The sequence below is a fragment of the Balneatrix alpica DSM 16621 genome (genome assembly GCF_000619885.1).
Taxonomy (GTDB): Bacteria; Pseudomonadota; Gammaproteobacteria; order Pseudomonadales; family Balneatricaceae; genus Balneatrix; species Balneatrix alpica.
Genome location: NZ_JHUZ01000011.1, coordinates 528,953 through 550,633, shown reverse-complemented (window position 1 = coordinate 550,633; position 21,681 = coordinate 528,953). Strand labels below are relative to the sequence as shown.

Sequence of the window (21,681 nt, the reverse complement as noted above, 5' to 3'; positions counted from 1 at the left end):
TGGCGGCCCTTCCGGTTACAATAAGCACCCTGACTTTTCACCAGATAGTTGAAGACCATGGCCGAGCTAAAGAATGACCGCTTCCTGCGCGCCCTGTTGCGTCAACCGGTAGATCGTACTCCTGTATGGATGATGCGTCAGGCCGGACGTTACCTACCTGAATACCGTGCCAGTCGTGCCCGAGCCGGTGACTTTTTGAGTCTGTGTAAAAATGCCGATTTCGCCTGTGAAGTGACGTTGCAGCCGTTAGAGCGTTATCCCCTGGATGCGGCCATTTTGTTCTCTGACATTCTCACCGTGCCTGATGCGATGGGACTTGGCCTGTATTTTGAAACGGGTGAAGGCCCCCGCTTCAAAAAGGTGGTGCGTAGCGAAGCAGACATCGCTGGTTTGCCGGTGCCTGATGCCAGTCGTGACCTGGGCTATGTGATGGATTGTGTGAAAACAATTCGCCAGGCGCTTAATGGGCGAGTGCCCCTAATTGGTTTTTCTGGCAGCCCCTGGACCCTGGCAACTTACATGGTAGAGGGCGGCTCTAGTAAAGACTTCCGCCATGTGAAGGCCATGTTGTACCAAACACCAGAGCTGATGCATGCCTTATTGGATAAGCTGGCTCAAGCGGTAACGGCTTATCTAAATGAACAAATCCGCTCAGGTGCTCAAGCCGTACAGATTTTCGATACCTGGGGAGGAAATCTGTCTGATCGTGCTTATGTAGAGTTTTCCTTGGCCTACATGGAAAAGATTGTCCAGGGCCTGATCCGTGAACATGACGGGCGCAAGGTGCCGGTCATTTTGTTTACTAAAGGGGGCGGTTTGTGGCTTCCGGAAATGGCCAATGCCGGTGCCGATGCCTTGGGATTGGATTGGACTATGGATATAGGTCGTGCCCGTCAATTGGTCGGGAATAAGGTAGCTTTGCAGGGCAATATGGATCCTTGCGTACTCTACGCCGGGTCTGAGCGTATCCGCCAGGAAGTCGCTGCTATCCTGGCGAGCTATGGTGCTCACGATGGCCATGTGTTTAACCTTGGTCATGGTATTCACCAGTTTGTCGATCCTGAACATGCACGGATTTTTGTTGAGGCGGTACATGAATTGAGTGCGCCCTATCATCAGGGCCGTTAAGGAGGAAAGATGCAAACCGGAATCGCCGGCCGTTATGCTTTGGTTTGTGGAGCCAGTAAAGGTTTAGGCTTTGCCTGCGCGCAAGCACTCGCGGCGGAAGGGGTGAATGTTGCTCTGATTGCTCGTGGGGAACAAGCGCTTGAGCAAGCGGCGGCTACCCTGCGAGCTGACTATCAGGTTGAGGTGAAAGCTCTGGCGGTGGATATCACCACGGATGCAGGCATCAGCGCAGCACTGCAGTTGTGGCCGCAAGTGGATATCCTGGTTACCAATGCCGGGGGCCCACCACCTGGTAATTTCCGCGATTGGGATAAATCTACTTGGCACAGTGCTTTAGAAGCTAACATGCTGACGCCGATCGAGCTGATCAAAGGGGTGATTGATGGCATGATCGAGCGTCGTTTTGGGCGCATCATCAACATTACCTCAGGTGCGGTAAAAGCACCGATTGCCGTTTTGGGGCTATCTAACGGTGCCCGTTCGGGCTTGACGGGATTTGTGGCTGGGCTAGCCCGTGAGGTGGTTAAGCACAATGTCACCGTTAATAATCTCTTGCCTGGTCCATTTGAAACGGATCGTTTGGGGCAGGTATTTGCTGGGGAAGCTAAGCGCCAGCAGATTAGTGTTGAAGAGGCACGGACGAAACGTCTGGCTGCTCATCCGGCAGGGCGTTTTGGCCAACCCGCTGAGTTCGGTGCGGCCTGTGCGTTCTTGTGCAGTGCGCAGGCTGGTTATATAACGGGACAAAACCTGCTGTTAGATGGCGGTGCCTACCCCGGTACATTCTAAGGACGGATCCCTAACTACGGCACTCTCAGTGCTTCAGGCAGTGCTTCAGGTGCTGTAACAATAAGGCCCCAGTCGGGGCTTTATTGTTTTCAAGTCAGTCCTGCGTCACCAGGGGTAATGCCGGCATCATACCGATCATGGCATCGATTGGCAGAGGTGGGCTAAACAGATAACCCTGGCCCAGGTCGCAGGCGTTTTCTTTAAGGAAGGCTAACTGCTCCAGGGTTTCTACCCCTTCCGCGACCACCTGCAGGCCCAACTTATGTGCCATGGCAATTACCCCGGCGGTGATCGCCATATCGTCTGCATCTTGGGGGATGTCGCGCACAAAGCCACGATCGACTTTCAAGGCATCGACGGGTAGTTGTTTCAAGTAGTTCAAGGAGGAATAGCCGGTACCAAAATCATCAATCGACAGGCTAATACCTAGCGCCTGTAGGTGTTGCAGCTGGGCAATGGCATCCGCCATATTGTCCATCAGCATGCTCTCGGTAATTTCCAGCTCTAGCCAACGCGCTTCCAGCCCTGACTCGGCCAGGGCATCGGCGATATGGTTGAGTAGTTCTCGGTCACGGAACTGGGCAGGGGAAAGATTGATGGCCACCTTGATCATATAGCCATGCTGATGGAAGCGCAGTAACTGGCGGCAGGCCTCTTTGAGTACCCAGTTACCTATCGGCAATATCAGGCCGGATTCTTCTGCTACCTGGATAAACTCCCCCGGACTGATCATGCCGCGCTGTGGATGATGCCAGCGAATCAGCGCTTCGACGCAATGGACACGGCAGGCGGTCAGATTGATTTGGGGTTGGAAGTACAACTCAAATTCCTGCTGCTGCAGTGCGTGACGCAGTTCTGATTCCAACGACAGTCGGCGCTGTGCATGAATATTGAGTTCACGGCTGTAGTAATCAAAGGTATTGCGCCCTCGTTCCTTGGCTTTGTACATGGCCAAGTCAGCGTTTTTCATCAATTCAGTGGCTTGTTGGCCATCCATCGGATAAAGGGTAATGCCAATACTGCAGGAGATTTGTACCTCTTGTCCGCCGAGCATAATGGGGGGGTAAAGTGCGTCCAGCATCCGCTCGGCTAAGCGCTTTGGTTGTTCCAGGTCACTGACACCAGGCATCAGCAAGGTGAACTCATCACCACCAATACGAGCGAGCTGGTCTTGCTCGCGCAGGCAGCCTTGTAAACGATGGCTGACGGTCACCAGCAACTGATCGCCGGCATCGTGGCCGAGGGTGTCATTGACTCGCTTGAAGTTATCCAGGTCGATGTAGAACAACGCAAAGGGTTCGCCCTGGGTCAACGCACTTTGTAACTGCTCACGGAACAAGACGCGGTTGGCTAGCCCCGTCAGGACATCATAGAAAGCGAGTTGCTCCATGGATTCCTGGGCTTGTTTGATATGACTCACATCCTCGATAACGGCTACCACATGGGTGACATTACGCAAGCTGTCTTGTACGGGTGATAGGGAGGCTAAACACCAAAACTGGTCACCATGCTTGCTGACACCTTGCAGCTCGCCACGCCAGACCCCACCACCGCGCACAGTGCGCCATAGTTGCAAGTAGAAGTGATCATTCACTCGAGGGTTTTGCAGCATGCGCGCATGGTAGCCAATTAAATCCCGGGCACTGTATTGCGAGAGGGCGCAAAAACGCTGATTGACGTATTCAATCAGACCTTGTCGATCCATGATCAGCACCCCGCTGGCACTTTGTTCGACTGCTCTGGTCAGGGTGCGGCGTGAGCTTTCACTGCGCTTTTGCTGGCTGATATCCCTTAGGATGGTGATCACACTGCCGCCGCTGCGGCTTTGGGCAACCGGTAAAGAGGTCGCTTCCATGGTATGGATTTGCTCAGCATGGCCGGGTATTTGCAGTTCACGGCTTTGAGGGTGCAGACTTTGCAGGGCCTGCTGATCCATTTCTTCTAATTGGTCCGCGACATTCGCTGGCAAACAATAGCGATCACTTAGATTGACCAGAACACCTTTATCGCGCTGCAGCAGTCTTGCCATGGCGGCGTTGGCGGTGAGATAGCGACCCTGGGCGTCTTTAAAGGTGATGGGGTCGGGCAGACCATCCATTAATGAGGTCAAGAGTGCTCGCTCTTGGCGCAATTCCTGGGTCTGTTGGGAGAGGCGTTGCTCTGCTTGACGACGTTTGCGCCAGTTTAAGTAGAGGCCCAGGATAATCAGACTCTGGACAATAAAGAGCAGCATCACCATGACAACCCATTGGGCATTCTCACGCCAAAAGGACGGCTGCTGGTTGATGATCTCTAAACGTTGAGCCAGTTTGTCCGGCAGCGTAGGTAGGCGCAGCTTAAAACGCTCCAGTGCCTCGGCATTCAGCATGGGGTGGCTGTTAGGTTGCAGCTGAATAGGAATACTTTGTATTGACTCCCCCGCTAGAATGCGAAGCACCATCCGTGCGGCATCCTGGCCTTGCTGGCGAGCGCTGAGAACACTGCCACCGGTCGCCCCTCCGCGCACCCCGAGCTCCCAAAAGGTATAGCTCGGTACCCTGGCGTATTGCAGGATATGCTTAAAAACGAGGCCCATGCCTTGCTCACGCCCTTCTTTATCCTGGGTGGGGGTCAACAGCACAATAAGGGTGTTGTCGTCTACTTGGCTGAGTCGCTCGCTCAATTCTGCCAAGTACCATTCGCTGAGTATTTCCAAACGGAAGCCAAACTCTGCGGGTTTAGCCGCCTGCAGTAATTCCTGTTGCGTGCGGCCACGCTCACTGTTATCGGAAATGACGAGCAGGCGACTGCGATCTGGATGGAGCATGCGCATAAAACTGAGGGTGCCGCGAATGTCCAGTTGTTCGGTGACACCGGTGATGCGGGTTTCCTGCCCTAGCAGGGTTGGGGTAAAGCCATTAATACCAGTGAAAACAATAGGGACTTGGGCAAACAGGGTCGGGCGCTGGCGTATGGCAAACTCCAGGGCATCATTATCGGCAGCTAAGAGGGCATCAATCGGGTGGTCACTTAATTTACTTTGCAGTAGTTGCACCCAGGCCTGTTCACTGCGGGCTAAGGGGGTGTGCAGCGTATCAAGGTATTCAACTTGTAACTCAGGGGCAGTGGCGCTTTGTTTAAGGGTGCTGCGCACACTGTCGGTGATCTGGTCAGTCCAGGCAAAACCGTTGTGATAAGAATGCAGGAGCAAAACCCGACTGGGTGCGGCTTGGCTAACGGAAGCGAAGAGGAGAACGCCCCAGCATAAAATCAGCCTGATGCTCATGCTACTTCCTTTTGCATCCATCGTCTTAGAGTCTATGAGTTCAGCCTGCCCGGGGCAGCTGGATGGCCAGTCAATCTAGCATAGACCGCGTCTTAGGCAAATAAACGCTAAAAACCTGATTTACTTATAGGGGAGTGAAATAAAGGGTGCGCTGGGCACCCTTTATAGTACTAGGCAGGCAGAGAGGGAATTAACCGGTCTGAGAGGCTTGTAGCGCTTGTTCAATATCGGCTAGCAGGTCATCAATATGCTCAATGCCGATTGATAAACGTACCATCTCAGGTTTGACCCCGGCAGCGGCCAGTTCGGCATCATTCAGCTGACGGTGAGTGGTTTCGGCGGGAATGGCTGCCAGGGAGCGTACATCACCAATATTGACAAGACGCAGGATCAACTGCAAAGCATCGTAGAAGCGGCGGGTACCCTCACGGCCACTCTTTAGACCGAAGCTGAGAATGCCTGAGGCTTTACCACCCATGTACTCCTGCGCCAGACCATGATCTTTGTGGGTGGGCAGGCCGGCATAGTTCACCCACGCCACCAGGGGGTGAGCGGCTAGATATTCCGCTACTCGCTGGGTGTTGGCACAGATGCGTTCCATACGCAGCGTCAGGGTTTCCAGGCCTTGCAGAATCATAAAGGTATTCATCGGTGACAGGGCCGCGCCGGTATTGCGCAGCGGCACTACCCGGGCACGACCGATAAAGGCGGCGGGCCCCAGGGCTTCGGTGTAGACCACGCCGTGATAAGAAACATCGGGTTGGTTCAACAGGGGGAAACGCTCTTTGTGCTCAGCCCAGGGGAACTTGCCAGAATCGATAATAATGCCGCCAATACTGTTGCCGTGGCCGCCGATATACTTGGTCAGCGAGTGCACCACTATGTCGGCGCCATGCTCAAAGGGCCGCAGCAGCGCCGGCGAGGGAACAGTGTTATCGACAATCACCGGCACACCATGGCGGTGGGCAATCTCGGCTAAACGACGAATATCCACTACTGAGCCGGAAGGGTTACCAATACTCTCGCAGTAGACCGCTTTGGTGCGGGCATCGATCTTGGCTTCCAGGCCGGCAAAGTCATCTTTGTTAATGAAGCGGGTTTCAATGCCCTGGCGGGGTAGGGTATGGGCAAACAGGTTGTAAGTGCCGCCATAGAGCTCGCTGATGGAGATAATGTTATCTCCTGCTTCGGCCAGGGTTTGGATGGCATAGGTAATGGCCGCCATGCCGGAAGACACCACTAACCCGGCAATACCACCTTCCAAGGCCGCTAAACGTTGCTCCAGCACATCATTAGTGGGGTTCATGATGCGGCTATAGATATTACCGGTCACTTTGAGGTCAAACAGATCGGCCGCATGCTGGCTGGAATCAAAGGCATAGGAGGTCGTCTGGTAAACTGGGACGGCGACGGCTTTGGTGGTGGGGTCAACCTGATAGCCACTATGGATGGCTTGGGTTTCAAGCTTCATGAAAATGTCCTCACAGTATGGGCATGGGAGGCAGGTCCAGCGTCCTGCCGGTCTTGTACTTTTGTTATGGCGTCTTTGTTATAGCGTATGAGAACAGAAACTTTTGTTCTCAAATTGGGCCCCCTACAATGCCCCAGACCTTTTTGCCTGGCAAGGATATCCCGGATGGCTAAACAGAAAACCGCTTATGTCTGCAATGACTGTGGTGCCGACTACAGCAAATGGCAGGGCCAGTGCACGAACTGTGGCAACTGGAACACCTTGAGTGAGGTGCGTCTGGGTAGCGCCCGTGGCGGCAGTCATGCGGGGGGGTACTCCGGTAGTGCGGGACAGCAGGCGCGGGTGTTGGATTTGGCAGAAGTTGAACTGACGGAAACCGCTCGCTTTAGCTCGGGTTTGGGTGAGTTTGACCGGGTGTTGGGAGGCGGTATGGTGCCGGGCTCCGCGATCTTGATCGGCGGACATCCGGGGGCAGGTAAATCGACCCTGCTATTACAGACACTGTGCCAATTGGCACAACAGATGCCGGCACTCTATGTCACGGGGGAAGAGTCCTTGCAGCAGGTGGCGATGCGGGCACGGCGACTGGGTTTGCCCTTACAGGGACTGAAAATGCTGGCGGAAACCAGCGTTGAGCGCATTTTGCAGCAGGTGGAGCAACTCAAGCCCAAGCTGCTGGTGGTGGACTCCATCCAGGTAGTGCATACCGAGCTGGTTGACTCTGCTCCTGGCGGGGTCAGTCAGGTGCGCGAGAGTGCTGCGCTCTTGACTCGTTTTGCCAAGCAGACCGGCACGGTGTTGTTGCTGGTGGGGCATGTCACCAAGGATGGCACCCTGGCGGGCCCCAAGGTGTTAGAGCATATGATTGATGCCTCCCTGTTGTTGGAAGGGGGGCACGATAGCCGTTTTCGTACCCTGCGCGGGATTAAAAACCGCTTTGGTGCGGTGAATGAGCTGGGGGTGTTTGCCATGCTCGAGTCCGGTCTGAAAGAGGTGAAAAATCCCAGTTCGATTTTTCTACAGCGGGGCGAAGAGGCCGCGGCCGGTAGCCTGGTGATGGTAGTGTGGGAAGGTACGCGGCCCCTGCTGGTGGAGATTCAGGCACTAGTCGATCAGAGTCACCTGGCGGCGCCACGGCGGGTGGCGGTGGGGTTGGAGCAAAACCGCTTAGCGATGTTGCTGGCGGTGTTGCACCGTCATGGTGGGCTGCATTGCGGTGATCAGGATGTGTTCGTCAATGTGGTGGGAGGGGTCAAGGTCAGTGAGACCAGTGCCGATTTAGCGTTACTGCTGGCGGTGGTGTCTTCTTTTCGCGATCAGCAGTTACCGCAAGACTTGGTGGTGTTTGGCGAGGTGGGATTGTCGGGGGAGATACGGCCGGTACCCAGTGGTCAGGAGCGTCTGCGTGAGGCGGTCAAACATGGCTTTAAGCGGGCCATCGCCCCCCTGGCCAATGTGCCGAAAGGGGGAGTGGAAGGGATGCACATCATTGGCGTGAAGAACCTGCAGGAGGCACTGCAGGCACTCTAGAGTTAAGCCCACAAGAATGACCTGGGGAAGCCACCTTTTGTCACGAGCTTTGCCTGCTCTGATGGGCGCGGTTCAGGTGTCGGAGGTGGGAACCTGATCCAGCAACTGGCTTAACTCGCGTTCGACCAGCTCGGCATCTCCCAGATTTAGCTCCAGCAGGCGGCGCAAATGGGACAGGCTGTCCATATCGATATGGTGCAGTTCGCAGCCCAGCAAGCCTTCTTCCGAGTGGCGGAGGCGCACAGGCATTGAGATATGGGCTTCATCGGACAAGCTGATCTCAATGGTGGCTTCATCCCCCACACGCGGTTCAAAGCCATCGGGGGTCAACAGTAAGGCACCGTGTAGAGAAAGATCCAGTACCTGAGCACGGTAGCGTCCGCTACTGGTTTCCAGGGTGGCAAAGGCATCAAAGGGCAGCCGGGTGAAACGGCGGCGGTTACTGGCAGTGGGCATATCTACCTCCAACTGAGGGTCAGGCCAAGACTGTGCTTGCGTGTATGAGCATTGCGTATAGTGGAAGTGTAGTTGAATTTCTGAGGCTGGCGGCTAGGGAAAGCAAGCACTGGGGGAGGAGAAGATAAGTCGTAGTGCTAGCCTATATGCAATACAGGTAGCGGGATGGGACTCCCCCCTGGCAAGCCAGGGGGGAAAGGCTTAGCCAATACGCTTGTACTTGATCCGCTCGGGTTGATGATCTTTACCGAAGCGTTTCTTGAAGTCCTCCGCGTACTCACTGTAGTTACCTTCAAAGAAGACGGCTTTAGAGTCACCTTCGTAGGCCAGAATGTGAGTGGCAACCCGGTCGAGGAACCAACGATCGTGGGAGATCACGATCGCGCTGCCGGGGAAAGCCAGCAGGGCTTCTTCCAGGGCGCGCAGGGTTTCCACGTCCAGGTCGTTGGTGGGTTCGTCCAGCAGCAGTACGTTGCCGCCTTCCTTCAATAGCTTGGCCAGGTGCAGACGGTTGCGCTCACCCCCTGACAGGTCTTTGACAAACTTCTGCTGGTCAGAGCCTTTGAAGTTAAAGCGGCCGAGGTAGGCCCGGGATGGGGTCTGGAAGGAGCCAACGGTAATAATGTCAGCGCCGTCAGAGATCTCCTCCCATACAGTCTTGCTACCATCTAGCTCACGCATCTGATCCACACAGGCCAGCTTGACGGTGTCACCAATCACGATGGAGCCGCTATCGGGTTGCTCGGCACCGGTCAGCATGCGGAATAGGGTGGACTTACCTGCACCGTTACCACCGATGACCCCGACAATGGCACCCGGTGGCACGGTAAAGCTGAGATCATCAATCAACAGACGACCGTTATAGCTTTTGCTGACGTTGTGCAGCTCAATGACCTTATCACCCAGGCGTGGACCAGGTGGAATATAGATTTCCTGGGTTTCGTTACGGGTTTGGAATTCCCGTGAGTTCAGCTCGTCAAAGCGCTGTAGACGGGCCTTGGACTTCGCCTGGCGGCCTTTGGCACCGGAGCGTACCCATTCCAATTCAGCTTTGATAGCTTTCTGGTGAGACTGTTGCTGCTTGGCCTCAATTTCCAGACGCTTTTCTTTGGCCTCCAGCCAGCCAGTGTAGTTGCCCTCATAGGGAATACCATGGCCGCGGTCGAGTTCCAGAATCCAGCCAGCGACATTATCGAGGAAGTAACGGTCGTGGGTGATGGCTACCACGGTGCCGGGGTACTCGTGCAGGAAGCGCTCCAGCCAAGCAATGGATTCGGCATCCAGGTGGTTAGTGGGCTCGTCCAGCAGCAGCATGTCAGGGTGATCTAACAGCAAACGGCAGAGGGCAACACGGCGACGCTCACCCCCGGACAGGTGTTTTACCTGGCTATCCCAGGGGGGCAGGCGCAGTGCATCGGCAGCGCGCTCCAGGGCGTTATCAAGGTTGTGACCGTCTTTGGCCTGGATCAGGTTTTCCAGTTCAGCCTGACGAGCGGCCAGGGCATCGAAGTCGGCATCGGGATCTGCGTAAGCAGCATAGACCTGGTCTAGCTCGGCTAGCGCACCTTTGACATCGGCGACCGCCTCTTCAATGATTTCGCGAACTGTTTGCTCTTCATTCAGTTTCGGCTCCTGAGGCAGGTAGCCTACTTTGATACCGGGCATGGGACGGGCTTCGCCGAGGATATCGGTGTCTACGCCGGCCATAATGCGCAGTAGGGTGGATTTACCTGCACCGTTCAAACCCAGCACGCCAATTTTGGCCCCCGGGAAGAATGACAGGGAGATGTCTTTAAGGATTTCACGCTTGGGCGGAACAACTTTGCCCACGCGATTCATGGTGTATACGTATTGAGCCATGCTCACTACCTGCGGTTAACAAATAAAGGTGACCGTTTCCGGCAAAATTGGACGTAATGGTAAGGATTTGCCCCCTTTTTTGCTACCGCTTTATGCGCGTTGGCGATGGCTCATGTATGAGCAAAACTGGCTGCTGATTGACGGAATATTCATCTGCTGCCCTGGCCAAAGTTGGTTATAATGCCCGCCTCTTGAGCACCGCCCTGGGGTGTCGGGCGGAACAACCTTAGCTCAGCCACCTTTATATACGGCCAGTAGGGGAAAACCATGTTCACCAAAGACCAGACTATCGCCTCTTTCGATGCTGACCTCTGGAGCGCGATGCAGGCAGAAGCCAAGCGTCAGGAAGCTCACATTGAGCTGATCGCTTCTGAGAACTACACCAGCCCACGGGTGATTCAGGCCCAGGGTTCCGTGCTGACCAATAAGTATGCAGAAGGCTACCCCGGCAAGCGTTATTACGGTGGTTGTGAGCATGTTGATGTGGTTGAGCAGCTGGCAATTGAGCGTGCCAAGCAGCTGTTTGGTGCGGATTACGCTAACGTCCAGCCTCACTCTGGTTCCCAGGCTAACGCAGCGGTCTTTATGGCGTTGCTGCAGCCAGGTGATACCGTGTTGGGGATGAGCCTGGCTCACGGTGGTCACCTGACCCACGGCGCCAGTGTTAACTTCTCCGGCAAAATCTACCAGGCAGTACAGTATGGTCTGAATCCGGAAACCGGTCTGATCGACTATGACGAAGTCGAGCGTCTGGCGAAAGAACATCAGCCCAAGATGATTATTGCTGGTTTCTCGGCTTATTCTCAGGTGCTGGATTTTGCCCGCTTCCGTGCGATTGCCAATGAAGTTGGCGCTTATCTGTTTGTTGATATGGCTCATGTGGCTGGTCTGGTTGCGGCTGGCATTTACCCCAACCCGGTACCTTTTGCCGATGTGGTGACTACCACTACCCATAAAACCCTGCGTGGTCCCCGTGGCGGTTTGATCCTGGCTAAAGCCAATGAAGAGCTGGAGAAGAAACTGAACTCTGCGGTTTTCCCTGGTGGTCAGGGTGGCCCGCTGATGCACGTGATCGCTGCCAAAGCGGTTTGCTTCAAAGAAGCGATGAGCGAGGAGTTCAAGAGCTATCAGAAGCAGGTGGTCGTCAATGCCAAGGCTATGGCGGAAGTCTTCATTCAGCGTGGTTTCGATGTTGTATCCGGTGGTACGGAAGATCACCTGTTCCTGCTCAGTCTGATCAGTAAGGATATTACTGGTAAGGATGCGGATGCGGCTTTGGGGCGTGCCCACATTACCGTCAACAAAAATGCGGTACCTAACGATCCTCGTTCACCCTTTGTTACCAGTGGTCTGCGAATCGGTACCCCTGCGGTGACCACTCGTGGTTTTGGCGAGCAGGAATGCCGTGATCTGGCCGGTTGGATCTGCGATATCCTCGAGGACATTAACAACGAGGAAGTGATCGCTACGGTTCGTAGCAAGGTCGAAGCCGTCTGTGCCAAGTATCCTGTGTACCGCTAATCGCTTCCTCTCGAATATCAGGCGCATTTTTTCCATAACGGAAACGCACTGATGTTAGCCAAACGGCCGGTTTTTCCGGCCGTTTTTGTTGGGGCTTATCTTTAACTCGGTTACAATACTGGCCCTCGCTCTTTACAGGTGGTGCCATGCATTGTCCTTTCTGCCGTGCCCAGGATACCAAGGTCATCGATTCGCGTCTGGTCGCCGAAGGTGAACAGGTGCGTCGTCGCCGTGAGTGTCTGGCCTGTGGTGAGCGTTTTACTACCTATGAATTAGCTGAACTGGTGATGCCGCATATCGTTAAGCAAGACGGCACTCGCCAGCCTTTCGACGAAAACAAACTACGCGCAGGCATGTTGCGTTCGTTGGAAAAGCGTCCTGTCGCAACCGAAGCCATTGAGGCTGCCCTTACCCGTATCAAACAACAATTGCGCGCCACCGGTGAGCGTGAAGTGCGTTCGCGTCAATTGGGGGAGATGGTGATGCGGGAGCTGCGGCGTTTGGATCAGGTGGCCTATGTGCGTTTTGCTTCGGTCTACCGAGATTTTCAGGACCTGCAAGAGTTTCGTGAAGAGATTGATCGTCTGACCCAGGAGCAGGATCAAAGTGAGCAGCAAGGAGAGCTGAATGTCTGACTTTAATCCGCAGGATCATCAGTGGATGGCGTTGGCATTACAGTTGGCGGAGCAAGGTCTGTATTCCACCGACCCTAACCCTCGAGTAGGTTGTGTATTGGTCAAGGATGGTCAGCTTGTGGGTCAGGGCTTCCATGAGCGGGCAGGTGAAGCTCATGCAGAGGTGCATGCCCTGGCGATGGCCGGTGAGCAGGCCAAAGGGGCCACCGCCTATGTCAGCCTGGAACCCTGTGCGCATTTCGGCCGTACGCCTCCCTGTGCAGATGCCTTGGTCAAAGCGGGGGTGAGTCGGGTGGTGAGTGCCATGCAGGACCCTAACCCGCTGGTGGCGGGTAAGGGACATCAGCGTTTGCGTGATGCTGGTGTCAGCGTGTCTTATGGCTTACTGGCAGAACAGGCGCGTGCACTTAATCCTGGTTTTTGCAAACGGATGGAGCAGGGCCTGCCCTATGTGCGGGTGAAGTTGGCGATGAGTCTGGATGGCCGCACGGCGATGGCCTCTGGTGAAAGCCAGTGGATTACTGGTGCGGCGGCCCGTACTGATGTGCAACGTTTGCGTGCCCGTAGTTCGGCGGTGGTGAGCGGCATCGACACTGTGCTCTTGGATCAAGCTGCTTTGACTGTCCGTATGGCAGAGTGTGGGCTAACTGCTGAACAGCAGCAGCGGCGTGGTGAGCGCCAGCCCCTGCGGGTGATTCTTGATAGCCGCCAACGTCTGGCTAGTCAGCCCCAGTGTCGTTTGTTACAGCAGCCGGGGCCGATACTCTGGTGTGTAGATGACCGCAACTCTAGCCCTAACCTTGTTGCACAGGTGGAGGCTTTGCCTCTTACTCGCTTACCGCAGGGATTGGATTTGACGCAGTTATTGCGTGAGCTGGGGCGTCGTGGTTGTAACGAAGTGCTGGTGGAGGCCGGAGCCCGTCTGGCCGGTAGTTTTATGCGTGCTGGGCTGGTGGATGAGCTGTGGGTCTATATGGCGCCTACCTTGTTGGGTAGCCAGGCACGCCCCTTGTTGGACTGGCCGCTTGGTAGCATGAGTGAGCAGCAACGCTTGCAAATAGTTGATATGCGTGCGCTGGGTGATGACTGGCGTATCCGGGCAAAGGTGATTTGATGTTTACCGGCATTATTGAAGCAACCGGGCGCTTACAAAGCCTGGAACCTCGGCAAGGCGACCTGCGTCTGTGGGTGAGCAGTGAAGAGCTGGATTTTGCCGATGTGCGCCTGGGAGATTCCATTGCCACCAATGGCGTCTGCCTGACGGTGGTGGAGTTGAGCGGCCGTACCTACGCCGCAGATGTGTCCCGAGAGACGTTGAGCCACACCACCCTGGCCAGCTGGCAACCAGGCCGCTTACTTAATCTGGAGAAAGCCCTGTTACCCACCACTCGGTTGGGTGGGCATTTGGTCAGTGGGCATGTCGATGGTGTGGGCACGATTAAAAGTCGCCGTACAGAGGGGCGTTCGCTGCAGTTTGAGGTGGAGGCTCCAGCCAATTTGTCACGTTACATCGCCCATAAAGGCTCTATCACGGTGGACGGCGTCAGCCTGACGGTGAATGCCGTTGCTGGACAAGTATTTAGTTTGAATATCGTGCCCCATAGTGCCAGTCACACCAATTTGTTGGCGTTGCAGCCTGGGGCCAAGGTAAATCTGGAAGTCGACCTGTTGGCTCGCTACCTGGAACGCTTAATTCAGCCAGCTGCTGGCGAGCAGTCTGGTCTTACCCTAGCTAAGTTGGCCGAGCACGGCTTTTGGCGAGCTTGATTTGTCACGAGGATGGCACATGGCACTGAATACCATTGAGGAAATCATCGAGGATATTCATCAGGGCAAAATGGTGATCCTGATGGACGATGAAGACCGGGAAAATGAAGGTGATCTGATTCTGGCGGCCGACAAAGTGACCCCAGAGCATATCAACTTCATGGCCAAATATGCTCGCGGCCTGATTTGTCTGACCTTAACCCGTGAGCGTTGTGAATATCTCAAGCTGCCCTTAATGGTGCGCGACAATGGCACCGCCTATTCGACCAATTTCACCGTTTCCATTGAGGCGGCGACCGGTGTGACCACCGGTATTTCAGCGGCGGATCGTGCGCGTACCGTGCAGGTGGCAGTGGCGGGTGATACCCGTCCTGAGGATATTGTTCAGCCAGGTCATATCTTCCCACTGATGGCGCAGCCCGGTGGGGTGCTATCTCGTGCCGGACATACTGAAGCGGGTTGTGACTTGGCCCGTTTGGCTGGACATACCCCGGCGGCGGTGATTGTCGAGATCATGAATGAAGATGGCACCATGGCGCGCCGTCCTGATCTGGAAACCTTTGCCGAAACCCACGGCCTGAAGATCGGTACCATTGCCGACTTGATCCACTACCGTACTTTGCATGAAAAGACGGTGGAGAAAGTGGATGAGCAGGTACTGGAGACCGAATATGGCGTATTCCGTGCGCTGAGCTTCCGTGATCATATTCAGAATAAGACGCACCTGGCATTGGCCATGGGCGAGATAAATGCGGCTGAACCCACGCTGGTGCGAGTGCATATGACGGATGTGCTGCGCGATGTGGTGACGGTCAAGGCGCCGGGTAAATGGACTCTGGCGAAATCCTTGGCGGCCATTGCAGCGGAGGGACGAGGGGTGGCGGTGCTACTCTCCGGTAGTCAGTGTGATGAACTGGAAACCGCTTTAGACCTCTATTTCAACCCTCAGCATCGCCGTACAGGTGCGCGTAAAGAGGGCGTGTCCGGGGTTTATCAGACGGTCGGCACAGGATCGCAGATTTTACGGCAGCTAGGGGTGGGCAAAATGCGCCTGCTCTCTAGCCCGATCAAGTACACCGCAATTTCCGGCTTTGACTTGGAAATTGTTGAATTTGTTGAAGCCCAAGGCTGAGTTGGAATAACGACATGAGCGTAAAGAGTATTGAAGGGGACTTTACCCAGGTAGCAGGTCGCTACACCGTGGTAGTTGCCCGTTTTAACAGTTTCATCGTGGAAAGCCTGCTGGAAGGCGCGCTGGACGTGTTGAAGCGTCATGGTGTGCCCGAGGCGAATGTGCGTGTTGTCCGGGTACCGGGTGCATTCGAACTGCCATTGGCGGTGCAGAAAGTAGCTGCCCAGCAAAAGGATGATGCCATCATCGCATTGGGAGCGGTGATTCGCGGTGGTACGCCCCACTTTGAATATGTTTGCGCCGAATCGGCCAAGGGCCTGACCAAAGTGAGCCTGGACTACAATGTGCCGGTGCTGAACGGCATTATCACAGTGAACTCTATCGAACAGGCGATTGAGCGTGCCGGTACCAAAGCGGGCAACAAGGGTGCAGAAGCCGCTCTGGGAGCGCTGGAAATGGTCAGCATGCTCAAGCAGCTGGAGGCCGATGCATGAGCACGGGTAAAGGCAACGGTAAGGCATCCATGAGTGAAATGCGCCGCAGCGCACGTCAATTCAGCCTGCAGGCGTTATATCAGTGGTTGCTGGCCGGAACCAGCGTGGCCGAAATCGAAGTGCAGTTCCGTACTGATAACGACATGAGCCGTACGGATTTGGCCCTGTTCCGTGAGCTGTTGCATGGTGTACCTGCACGGGTAAGCGAGCTGGACTCACATCTGGCTCCCAAGCTTGACCGTGCCTTGGCTGAGTTGGACCCCATTGAAAAGTGCATTCTGCGGATGGGAGCTTACGAGCTAAGTCAGCGCCTGGAAGTGCCTTATCGAGTGGTCATTAACGAGTGTGTTGAGTTGGCCAAGGTATTTGGTGCAACCGAAAGCCACAAGTACGTCAATGGCGTGCTAGATAAACTGGCAAAAGAACTGCGTTCTGCAGAAGTGCTGCAACGTAGTCGGCCTGCCCCCAAGTTCTAACTGGCGACGCCGGCCATCATGTCCCTGTCCGAATTTGAGCTGATCGAACGTTTTTTTAAACGGCCGCAATTGGCTCATGGGCAGGGCGTTATTTTGGGGATTGGCGATGACTGCGCCCTGCTGAACTTACACCATGGCGAGCAGATGGCAATCTCCCTCGATACCATGGTGGCCGGAGTACATTTTCCTCTGCATGCTGCGCCCCGTGATATCGGCTATCGTTTGCTGGCCTCGAATCTGAGTGATCTGGCGGCGATGGGGGCTGAGCCAATGTGCTTCACCCTCGGACTGACGTTGCCTCAGGTGGAAGAAACGTGGCTGGAGGGTTTTAGCCAGGGCTTGGCGGAGTTGGCGCAGCAATATCATCTCGCCCTGGTGGGGGGAGATACTACCCGTGGTCCTCTAACTCTGAGTATTCAGGTGCATGGTCGAGTGCCGGCGGGCCAAGCATTGCGTCGAGACGGCGCCATGCATGGTGACTTGATTTATGTCTCGGGAACGTTGGGGGATGCGGCGGCGGGATTAGCCTATGCTTTGGCCGGTGCCCAGCCCAGTGAGGAGGCATCAGGGTATTTGTGGCAGCGTTTTTATCGGCCCAGTCCCCGTCTTGAGCTGGGTATGAGGTTACGTCCTTACGCCTCTGCAGTGATCGATATTTCTGACGGCTTGTTGGCAGACCTGGGGCATGTGTTGAAAGCCTCGCATATGGGGGCCGATTTGCAGCTCGATAGCTTGCCACTGTCAGAGGCCTTGCGCAGTACGCGGGATGCAGAGCAGGCGCTACAGCTGGCTCTGTGTGGTGGAGAGGATTTCGAACTCTGCTTTACTGTCAGTCCGCAAGAGGAGCCGCAGATGCTGCGGGCATTACAGCATTTGTCGGTGCCAGTCACCCGTATCGGTCAGGTTCATCAACGTACCGGTTTACGCCTATGGCAAGGTGAGCAAAGTTATCCCTTGCCAGCGCAGGCGGGCTATCAGCATTTCTAATATGGCTAAGCACCCCATTCCCTACTCTATTTTGAAGCATCCTGCTTATTGGCTGGCAACCGGCTTTGGTAGTGGTTTGGCGCCTAAGGCGCCGGGCACCTTTGGTACCCTGGCTGCGGTGCCTTTGGTGAGTTTGGGTTTATTGCTGCCCTGGACAGGGTATTTGGCCTTGTTGCTGTTGGCGGTGCTGGTAGGCATCTATGTGTGCGATAAAACTGCACGGGACTGGCGGGTGCATGATCATCCAGCGATAGTCTGGGATGAGTTTGTCGGTTTGGGGATTACCCTGTTTTTACTGGAACCTAATCCGTATTGGATTGCTTTGGGGTTCGTTTGGTTTCGGGTCTTTGATATTGCCAAACCCTGGCCTATCAGCTGGCTGGATCGCCACGTTCACGGCGGTTTAGGGATTATGCTGGATGATATTTTGGCCGGGGTATTTGCCTGGGTTGCCCTGCAAGCTTCAGTGCTGTTGTGGCATTGGGTTATGATATAACGCTTGGCCGCCTGGCCCGTATGAGAGGATAAGTCCTGGTGAGTGTGCGTTTTGTTGCCTCTTCACGACTGCCCACCCCTTGGGCAGTCTTTACTATGCACGGCTTTGCTGATGAGCAGAGCGGTAAAGAGCATGTGGTCTTGACCTTAGGGGATCTGAGTAGCGGGGAGCCTTTGCTGGCCCGTATCCACTCCGAGTGCTTAACCGGTGATGCGCTCTTTAGTCTGCGTTGTGATTGCGGTTTTCAGTTGCAAGCAGCCTTGGAGAAAATTGCCAAAGCGGGACGGGGGGCACTGCTCTATCTGCGTCAAGAAGGGCGGGGAATTGGCCTGCTGAATAAGATCCGCGCCTACAATCTGCAGGATCAGGGGGCGGATACGGTTGAGGCGAATGAACGTCTGGGCTTTGCCGCTGATCAGCGTGACTATAGCCTCTGTCAGCCGATGCTGGAGCATCTAGGGATTAAGGCTGTGCGTTTGATGACGAACAATCCTCGTAAGGTAAAAGCCATGCAGCAGGCGGGGGTTAATGTAGTGGAGCGGGTGCCGCTGCAGGTAGGCCATAATGTTTACAATGCAGGTTATCTGGCCACCAAAGCGGGTAAGCTAGGGCATATGTTTGAAGGGCCCTTTATTCTGCATCATCAAGATTAATGCAGTCGTGACGATCAAACAGCAAAGGCGCCCTCGGCGCCTTTGCTGTTTATGGTAGGGGCTTAGCGGCGCCACCATTGGCTAATGCGCTGGCGCAGGCTGTTTGGGTCAAGACCTGCGTCCTCACGCTGTTGGCTGGGGCTGCCATGGGCCAGATAGCAATCAGGCAGGCCCAGGTTGAGAATCTGCCCCTTGAAGCCTTGTCCCAGTAGGTATTCATTGACGGCAGAGCCAGCGCCGCCGGCCAGTGCCTGCTCTTCCAGGGTGACAATATAGGGATGGTGTTGTGCCAGCTGATCTAAGAGCTGGGTATCCAGAGGTTTAACAAAACGCATGTCTACCAGGGTAGCTTGCCACTCTGTGGCAAGGGGAAGTGCATCATAAAGCAGTGGTCCAAAGGCGAGGATGGCCAGCTCGTGACCTGCCTGGAGCAGCCGGGCTTTGCCCAGCGGGAGAGGCTCCAGGCTGTGCCCCGGCGCTAAGCCTGGACCATGACCGCGGGGATAACGGACGGCGGCAGGGCCAGGATAGTGGTAGCCGGTATTGAGTAGTGCGCGGGTTTCGGCTTCATCCGCAGGTGCCATGATCACCATGTTGGGAATGCAGCGCAGAAAACTGATGTCATACACCCCGGCATGGGTGGGGCCATCTTCACCTACCAGACCGGCACGGTCGAGGGCGAGGAGTACGTCCAGATCCTGCAAGGCAATATCGTGGATTAGCTGATCGTAGGCCCGTTGTAAAAAGGTGGAGTAGATCGCCACGACTGGCTTGGCGCCTGCGCAGGCCATGCCGGCTGCCAGGGTGAGGGCATGCTGCTCAGCAATGCCAACATCAAAGTAGCGCTCGGGATAGCGCTCGGAGAAGGCGATCAAGTCGGAGCCTTCACGCATGGCTGGGGTAATGGCGAGTAAGCGCGGGTCTGCGGCAGCTTGATCACAGAGCCATTGACCGAAGATATTGCTGTATTTAGGACGGGGTGTAGGCGCCGGGCTGTGAGCGGGTGCTAACTTGCCAATGGCGTGAAAGCCGACAGGGTCAGCTTCTGCTGGGGCAAAACCTTTACCTTTGCGGGTTTGTACATGAATCAGGTGTAAGCCTGGTTGCTGCAGCAGATGCGCCAGTTGTGGCACCAGGGTGGGAAGGTCGTGACCATCCAGCGGGCCATGGTAATGAAAGCCTAATGCGCTGAAGAGTTCGTGGGCATGGCTGGAGTCCAGGTAGGTGGCCAAGCTGCCCACGTTGGGGGAAATCGACATATCGTTATCGTTGAGGATGACGCTCAGATCGACCCCAGTCTGGGCAGCATGATTAATCGCCTCGAAAGCCATGCCGGCAGTGCAGGCGCCATCCCCAATGACCGCTACGGAGCGTACGGGCTTACCTAGCTGACGTTTGGCGATCGCCATGCCTAAGGCTGCACTGATCGAGGTGCTGGAATGGCCAACGCCAAAGCAGTCGTAGGGACTTTCTTCCCGGCAAGGGAAGGGCGCCAGGCCATTCCGCTGACGAATTCGCGGCAGATCCTGCATGCGCCCAGTGAGCAACTTATGTGGGTAGGCTTGGTGGCCCACGTCCCAAATCAAGACGTCTTCCGGTGTATTGAGAAGGTGGTGGAGGGCAAGGCTCAGCTCCACTACTCCTAACCCTGCGCCAAAGTGGCCGCCGCTTTGGCCAACACTCCAGAGCAGATAATGGCGCACCTCGTCCGCCAGTTGCACCAGGGTATCGATGGAGCATTGGCGCAGGTCTTGGGGCAGGTTCAGGCTATCCAATAAGGGAGTCGCCGGGCGCTGCTGGGGCAGTGAATGGTACATAAGGGCTCGATTACACTCAGGCTGACTCAGGTTAGGCCATGTGGGGTTGGTTAATAGTGACGCTGGATGATATAGCGGGCAAGCTGGCGCAGTCGCTCGGCTGCAGTGCCCCAGCCATCCAGTGCCGTCAGGGCTTGTTGTTCAAGTTGGGCCAGGCGCTGGTGGCAGGCCTGCAAGCCTAGTAGCGCCGGAAAAGTCGATTTAGCCAAAGCAAGGTCAGAGCCCTGAGGTTTGCCCAGGGTGGCGGTATCGCCCTCAATATCCAGCACATCATCTTTGATTTGAAAGGCCAGGCCTATAGCTTGGGCATAGCTATCTAGCTGTTGAAGCTGAGTCTCGTTGGCTTGGGCGGCGGTGGCGGCCATCAGGATACTGGCGCGTAACAGGGCGCCGGTTTTATGTTGGTGCAAACGCTCCAGCTCGGTCAATTCGATCGACTGGGCAGTGGCGGCGATATCCATCATTTGCCCAGCTACCATGCCCTGAGCCCCTGCAGCTTGGCTAAGTTGCTGAATCAGCTTGATTTTGATGCTGTCGCTATAACGATTGCTGCTGGCGAGAATCTGAAAGGCAAGCGTGTTGAGCGCATCGCCTGCGAGGATGGCGGTCGCCTCATCAAAAGCAATATGGCAAGTGGGTTTGCCACGGCGTAGATCATCATCATCCATGGCGGGAAGATCGTCATGGATTAATGAGTAGGCATGGATGCACTCAATCGCTGCGGCAAGGGAATCGATCTGAGTGGCTGCCAGCCCCAGTGCTTCTGCAGTGGCGTAGCTGAGCAGGGGACGCATCCGTTTGCCGCCGTTAAACAGACTATAACGCATTGCCTCAAGCAAGCGCTCTGCGCCGGGATAGGCTTGGGTATGCTGATGGAGTTCGTTATCCACTCGTTGACAGCAGGCTTGGGTAAAATCAGCCAGGTTCACGGTTGTCTCCTGCGGTGAAGTCGAGGCGTTGCAGCTGACCATCCTGCTCTAGCAGCAGTTGCACTTTTTGCTCGGCTTCTTGCAGGGTCTGTTGGCACTCTCTGACGAGATGTATACCGTTTTCAAACGCATTGAGGGACTCTTCGAGACTCAGATCCCCCTGCTCGAGGCGTTGTACTAGATTTTCCAACTCGTGCAGGGATTGTTCAAAGTCGACCTTTTTCTTACGTGCCACCCCGTTAATCCCCCTTGGCATTTAGGTCTATTATCGGCAA

At 55.4% G+C, this 21,681-nt stretch carries 20 protein-coding genes; 13 read left to right on the top strand and 7 right to left on the bottom strand.

The features are described from left to right. Positions 1 to 57 precede the first annotated feature (57 nt). Both hemE and Q334_RS0106550 read left to right on the top strand, forming a co-directional pair. Positions 58 to 1,128: a uroporphyrinogen decarboxylase gene (hemE, locus tag Q334_RS0106555; RefSeq protein ID WP_027312507.1), complete on the top strand. Its 1,071-nt coding sequence runs from the start codon at positions 58 to 60 to the stop codon at positions 1,126 to 1,128. 9 nt (positions 1,129 to 1,137) lie between these two features. Continuing rightward, complete coding sequence (locus Q334_RS0106550; RefSeq protein ID WP_027312506.1) at positions 1,138 to 1,917, top strand: SDR family oxidoreductase; 780 nt, start codon at positions 1,138 to 1,140, stop codon at positions 1,915 to 1,917. Positions 1,918 to 2,011: 94 nt separating this feature from the next. Here Q334_RS0106550 and Q334_RS19895 read toward each other — a convergent pair whose 3' ends face one another. Together Q334_RS19895 and Q334_RS0106540 are read right to left on the bottom strand one after the other, a co-directional pair. Further along, the gene (locus tag Q334_RS19895; protein ID WP_051527570.1) at positions 2,012 to 5,182 is read right to left on the bottom strand and encodes an ABC transporter substrate binding protein; all 3,171 of its coding nucleotides are present in this window, start codon (positions 5,180 to 5,182) and stop codon (positions 2,012 to 2,014) included. 190 nt (positions 5,183 to 5,372) lie between these two features. Next, positions 5,373 to 6,653: an O-acetylhomoserine aminocarboxypropyltransferase/cysteine synthase family protein gene (locus Q334_RS0106540; RefSeq protein WP_027312505.1), complete on the bottom strand. Its 1,281-nt coding sequence runs from the start codon at positions 6,651 to 6,653 to the stop codon at positions 5,373 to 5,375. Positions 6,654 to 6,818: 165 nt separating this feature from the next. On the opposite strand from Q334_RS0106540, the gene radA reads away from it, so the two are divergent. After that, a complete protein-coding gene (radA, locus tag Q334_RS0106535; protein ID WP_027312504.1) occupies positions 6,819 to 8,183 on the top strand; it encodes a DNA repair protein RadA in 1,365 nt (454 codons plus the stop codon). A 72-nt stretch (positions 8,184 to 8,255) separates the two neighbouring features. On the opposite strand, the gene Q334_RS0106530 is transcribed toward radA, so the two are convergent. Both Q334_RS0106530 and ettA read right to left on the bottom strand, forming a co-directional pair. After that, positions 8,256 to 8,639: a PilZ domain-containing protein gene (locus Q334_RS0106530; protein ID WP_035460890.1), complete on the bottom strand. Its 384-nt coding sequence runs from the start codon at positions 8,637 to 8,639 to the stop codon at positions 8,256 to 8,258. 201 nt (positions 8,640 to 8,840) lie between these two features. Further along, entirely contained in the window at positions 8,841 to 10,499 is a 1,659-nt protein-coding gene (gene ettA / locus Q334_RS0106525) for an energy-dependent translational throttle protein EttA (RefSeq protein ID WP_027312502.1), read from the bottom strand. A gap of 267 nt (positions 10,500 to 10,766) precedes the next feature. Between ettA and glyA the strand changes: the two genes are divergently transcribed. The 10 genes from glyA to ribA all read left to right on the top strand — a co-directional run bounded on the left by glyA (position 10,767) and on the right by ribA (position 18,660). Then, positions 10,767 to 12,020 carry a serine hydroxymethyltransferase gene (gene glyA, locus Q334_RS0106515; protein WP_027312501.1) on the top strand — a complete coding sequence of 418 codons (1,254 nt, stop codon included), beginning with the start codon at positions 10,767 to 10,769 and terminating at the stop codon, positions 12,018 to 12,020. Between the two features lie 146 nt (positions 12,021 to 12,166). Next, positions 12,167 to 12,655, top strand: coding sequence for a transcriptional regulator NrdR (gene nrdR, locus Q334_RS0106510; protein WP_027312500.1), 489 nt, complete (start codon positions 12,167 to 12,169; stop codon positions 12,653 to 12,655). Continuing rightward, positions 12,648 to 13,769 carry a bifunctional diaminohydroxyphosphoribosylaminopyrimidine deaminase/5-amino-6-(5-phosphoribosylamino)uracil reductase RibD gene (gene ribD, locus Q334_RS0106505; protein WP_027312499.1) on the top strand — a complete coding sequence of 374 codons (1,122 nt, stop codon included), beginning with the start codon at positions 12,648 to 12,650 and terminating at the stop codon, positions 13,767 to 13,769. Before nrdR ends, ribD begins: the two co-directional genes overlap by 8 nt. Continuing rightward, positions 13,769 to 14,422 carry a riboflavin synthase gene (locus Q334_RS0106500; RefSeq protein ID WP_027312498.1) on the top strand — a complete coding sequence of 218 codons (654 nt, stop codon included), beginning with the start codon at positions 13,769 to 13,771 and terminating at the stop codon, positions 14,420 to 14,422. The genes ribD and Q334_RS0106500 overlap by 1 nt, the downstream gene beginning before the upstream one ends. Before the next feature lie 19 nt (positions 14,423 to 14,441). Then, on the top strand, positions 14,442 to 15,554 hold the full coding sequence (ribBA, locus tag Q334_RS0106495) for a bifunctional 3,4-dihydroxy-2-butanone-4-phosphate synthase/GTP cyclohydrolase II (protein ID WP_027312497.1): 1,113 nt from the start codon (positions 14,442 to 14,444) through the stop codon (positions 15,552 to 15,554). A 14-nt stretch (positions 15,555 to 15,568) separates the two neighbouring features. Continuing rightward, entirely contained in the window at positions 15,569 to 16,048 is a 480-nt protein-coding gene (gene ribH / locus Q334_RS0106490) for a 6,7-dimethyl-8-ribityllumazine synthase (protein ID WP_027312496.1), read from the top strand. Then, entirely contained in the window at positions 16,045 to 16,524 is a 480-nt protein-coding gene (nusB, locus tag Q334_RS0106485; RefSeq protein WP_027312495.1) for a transcription antitermination factor NusB, read from the top strand. The genes ribH and nusB overlap by 4 nt, the downstream gene beginning before the upstream one ends. 18 nt (positions 16,525 to 16,542) lie before the next feature. Next, the gene (gene thiL, locus Q334_RS0106480; RefSeq protein ID WP_027312494.1) at positions 16,543 to 17,511 is read left to right on the top strand and encodes a thiamine-phosphate kinase; all 969 of its coding nucleotides are present in this window, start codon (positions 16,543 to 16,545) and stop codon (positions 17,509 to 17,511) included. A 1-nt stretch (position 17,512) separates the two neighbouring features. Then, positions 17,513 to 18,007: a phosphatidylglycerophosphatase A family protein gene (locus Q334_RS0106475; RefSeq protein WP_027312493.1), complete on the top strand. Its 495-nt coding sequence runs from the start codon at positions 17,513 to 17,515 to the stop codon at positions 18,005 to 18,007. 38 nt (positions 18,008 to 18,045) lie between these two features. Further along, positions 18,046 to 18,660, top strand: a complete 615-nt coding sequence (gene ribA / locus Q334_RS0106470) for a GTP cyclohydrolase II (protein WP_027312492.1) — start codon at positions 18,046 to 18,048, stop codon at positions 18,658 to 18,660. A 62-nt stretch (positions 18,661 to 18,722) separates the two neighbouring features. On the opposite strand, the gene dxs is transcribed toward ribA, so the two are convergent. Genes dxs through Q334_RS0106455 form a run of 3 tightly spaced genes read right to left on the bottom strand, consistent with a single transcriptional unit; the run spans position 18,723 to position 21,641 of the window. After that, a complete protein-coding gene (gene dxs, locus Q334_RS0106465) occupies positions 18,723 to 20,477 on the bottom strand; it encodes a 1-deoxy-D-xylulose-5-phosphate synthase (protein WP_027312491.1) in 1,755 nt (584 codons plus the stop codon). Positions 20,478 to 20,527: 50 nt separating this feature from the next. Continuing rightward, positions 20,528 to 21,406, bottom strand: coding sequence for a (2E,6E)-farnesyl diphosphate synthase (gene ispA, locus Q334_RS0106460; protein ID WP_027312490.1), 879 nt, complete (start codon positions 21,404 to 21,406; stop codon positions 20,528 to 20,530). Further along, entirely contained in the window at positions 21,393 to 21,641 is a 249-nt protein-coding gene (locus Q334_RS0106455; protein ID WP_027312489.1) for an exodeoxyribonuclease VII small subunit, read from the bottom strand. The genes ispA and Q334_RS0106455 overlap by 14 nt, the downstream gene beginning before the upstream one ends. Positions 21,642 to 21,681: the final 40 nt, after the last annotated feature.

What these genes read in the sequence shown, in the direction of transcription:
- hemE (WP_027312507.1), top strand. Translation starts at nt 58, where the DNA reads ATGGCCGAGCTAAAGAATGACCGCTTCCTGCGCGCCCTGTTGCGTCAA.
- Q334_RS0106550 (WP_027312506.1), top strand. Translation starts at nt 1,138, where the DNA reads ATGCAAACCGGAATCGCCGGCCGTTATGCTTTGGTTTGTGGAGCCAGT.
- Q334_RS19895 (WP_051527570.1), bottom strand. Translation starts at nt 5,182, where the DNA reads ATGAGCATCAGGCTGATTTTATGCTGGGGCGTTCTCCTCTTCGCTTCC.
- Q334_RS0106540 (WP_027312505.1), bottom strand. Translation starts at nt 6,653, where the DNA reads ATGAAGCTTGAAACCCAAGCCATCCATAGTGGCTATCAGGTTGACCCC.
- radA (WP_027312504.1), top strand. Translation starts at nt 6,819, where the DNA reads ATGGCTAAACAGAAAACCGCTTATGTCTGCAATGACTGTGGTGCCGAC.
- Q334_RS0106530 (WP_035460890.1), bottom strand. Translation starts at nt 8,639, where the DNA reads ATGCCCACTGCCAGTAACCGCCGCCGTTTCACCCGGCTGCCCTTTGAT.
- ettA (WP_027312502.1), bottom strand. Translation starts at nt 10,499, where the DNA reads ATGGCTCAATACGTATACACCATGAATCGCGTGGGCAAAGTTGTTCCG.
- glyA (WP_027312501.1), top strand. Translation starts at nt 10,767, where the DNA reads ATGTTCACCAAAGACCAGACTATCGCCTCTTTCGATGCTGACCTCTGG.
- nrdR (WP_027312500.1), top strand. Translation starts at nt 12,167, where the DNA reads ATGCATTGTCCTTTCTGCCGTGCCCAGGATACCAAGGTCATCGATTCG.
- ribD (WP_027312499.1), top strand. Translation starts at nt 12,648, where the DNA reads ATGTCTGACTTTAATCCGCAGGATCATCAGTGGATGGCGTTGGCATTA.
- Q334_RS0106500 (WP_027312498.1), top strand. Translation starts at nt 13,769, where the DNA reads ATGTTTACCGGCATTATTGAAGCAACCGGGCGCTTACAAAGCCTGGAA.
- ribBA (WP_027312497.1), top strand. Translation starts at nt 14,442, where the DNA reads ATGGCACTGAATACCATTGAGGAAATCATCGAGGATATTCATCAGGGC.
- ribH (WP_027312496.1), top strand. Translation starts at nt 15,569, where the DNA reads ATGAGCGTAAAGAGTATTGAAGGGGACTTTACCCAGGTAGCAGGTCGC.
- nusB (WP_027312495.1), top strand. Translation starts at nt 16,045, where the DNA reads ATGAGCACGGGTAAAGGCAACGGTAAGGCATCCATGAGTGAAATGCGC.
- thiL (WP_027312494.1), top strand. Translation starts at nt 16,543, where the DNA reads ATGTCCCTGTCCGAATTTGAGCTGATCGAACGTTTTTTTAAACGGCCG.
- Q334_RS0106475 (WP_027312493.1), top strand. Translation starts at nt 17,513, where the DNA reads ATGGCTAAGCACCCCATTCCCTACTCTATTTTGAAGCATCCTGCTTAT.
- dxs (WP_027312491.1), bottom strand. Translation starts at nt 20,477, where the DNA reads ATGTACCATTCACTGCCCCAGCAGCGCCCGGCGACTCCCTTATTGGAT.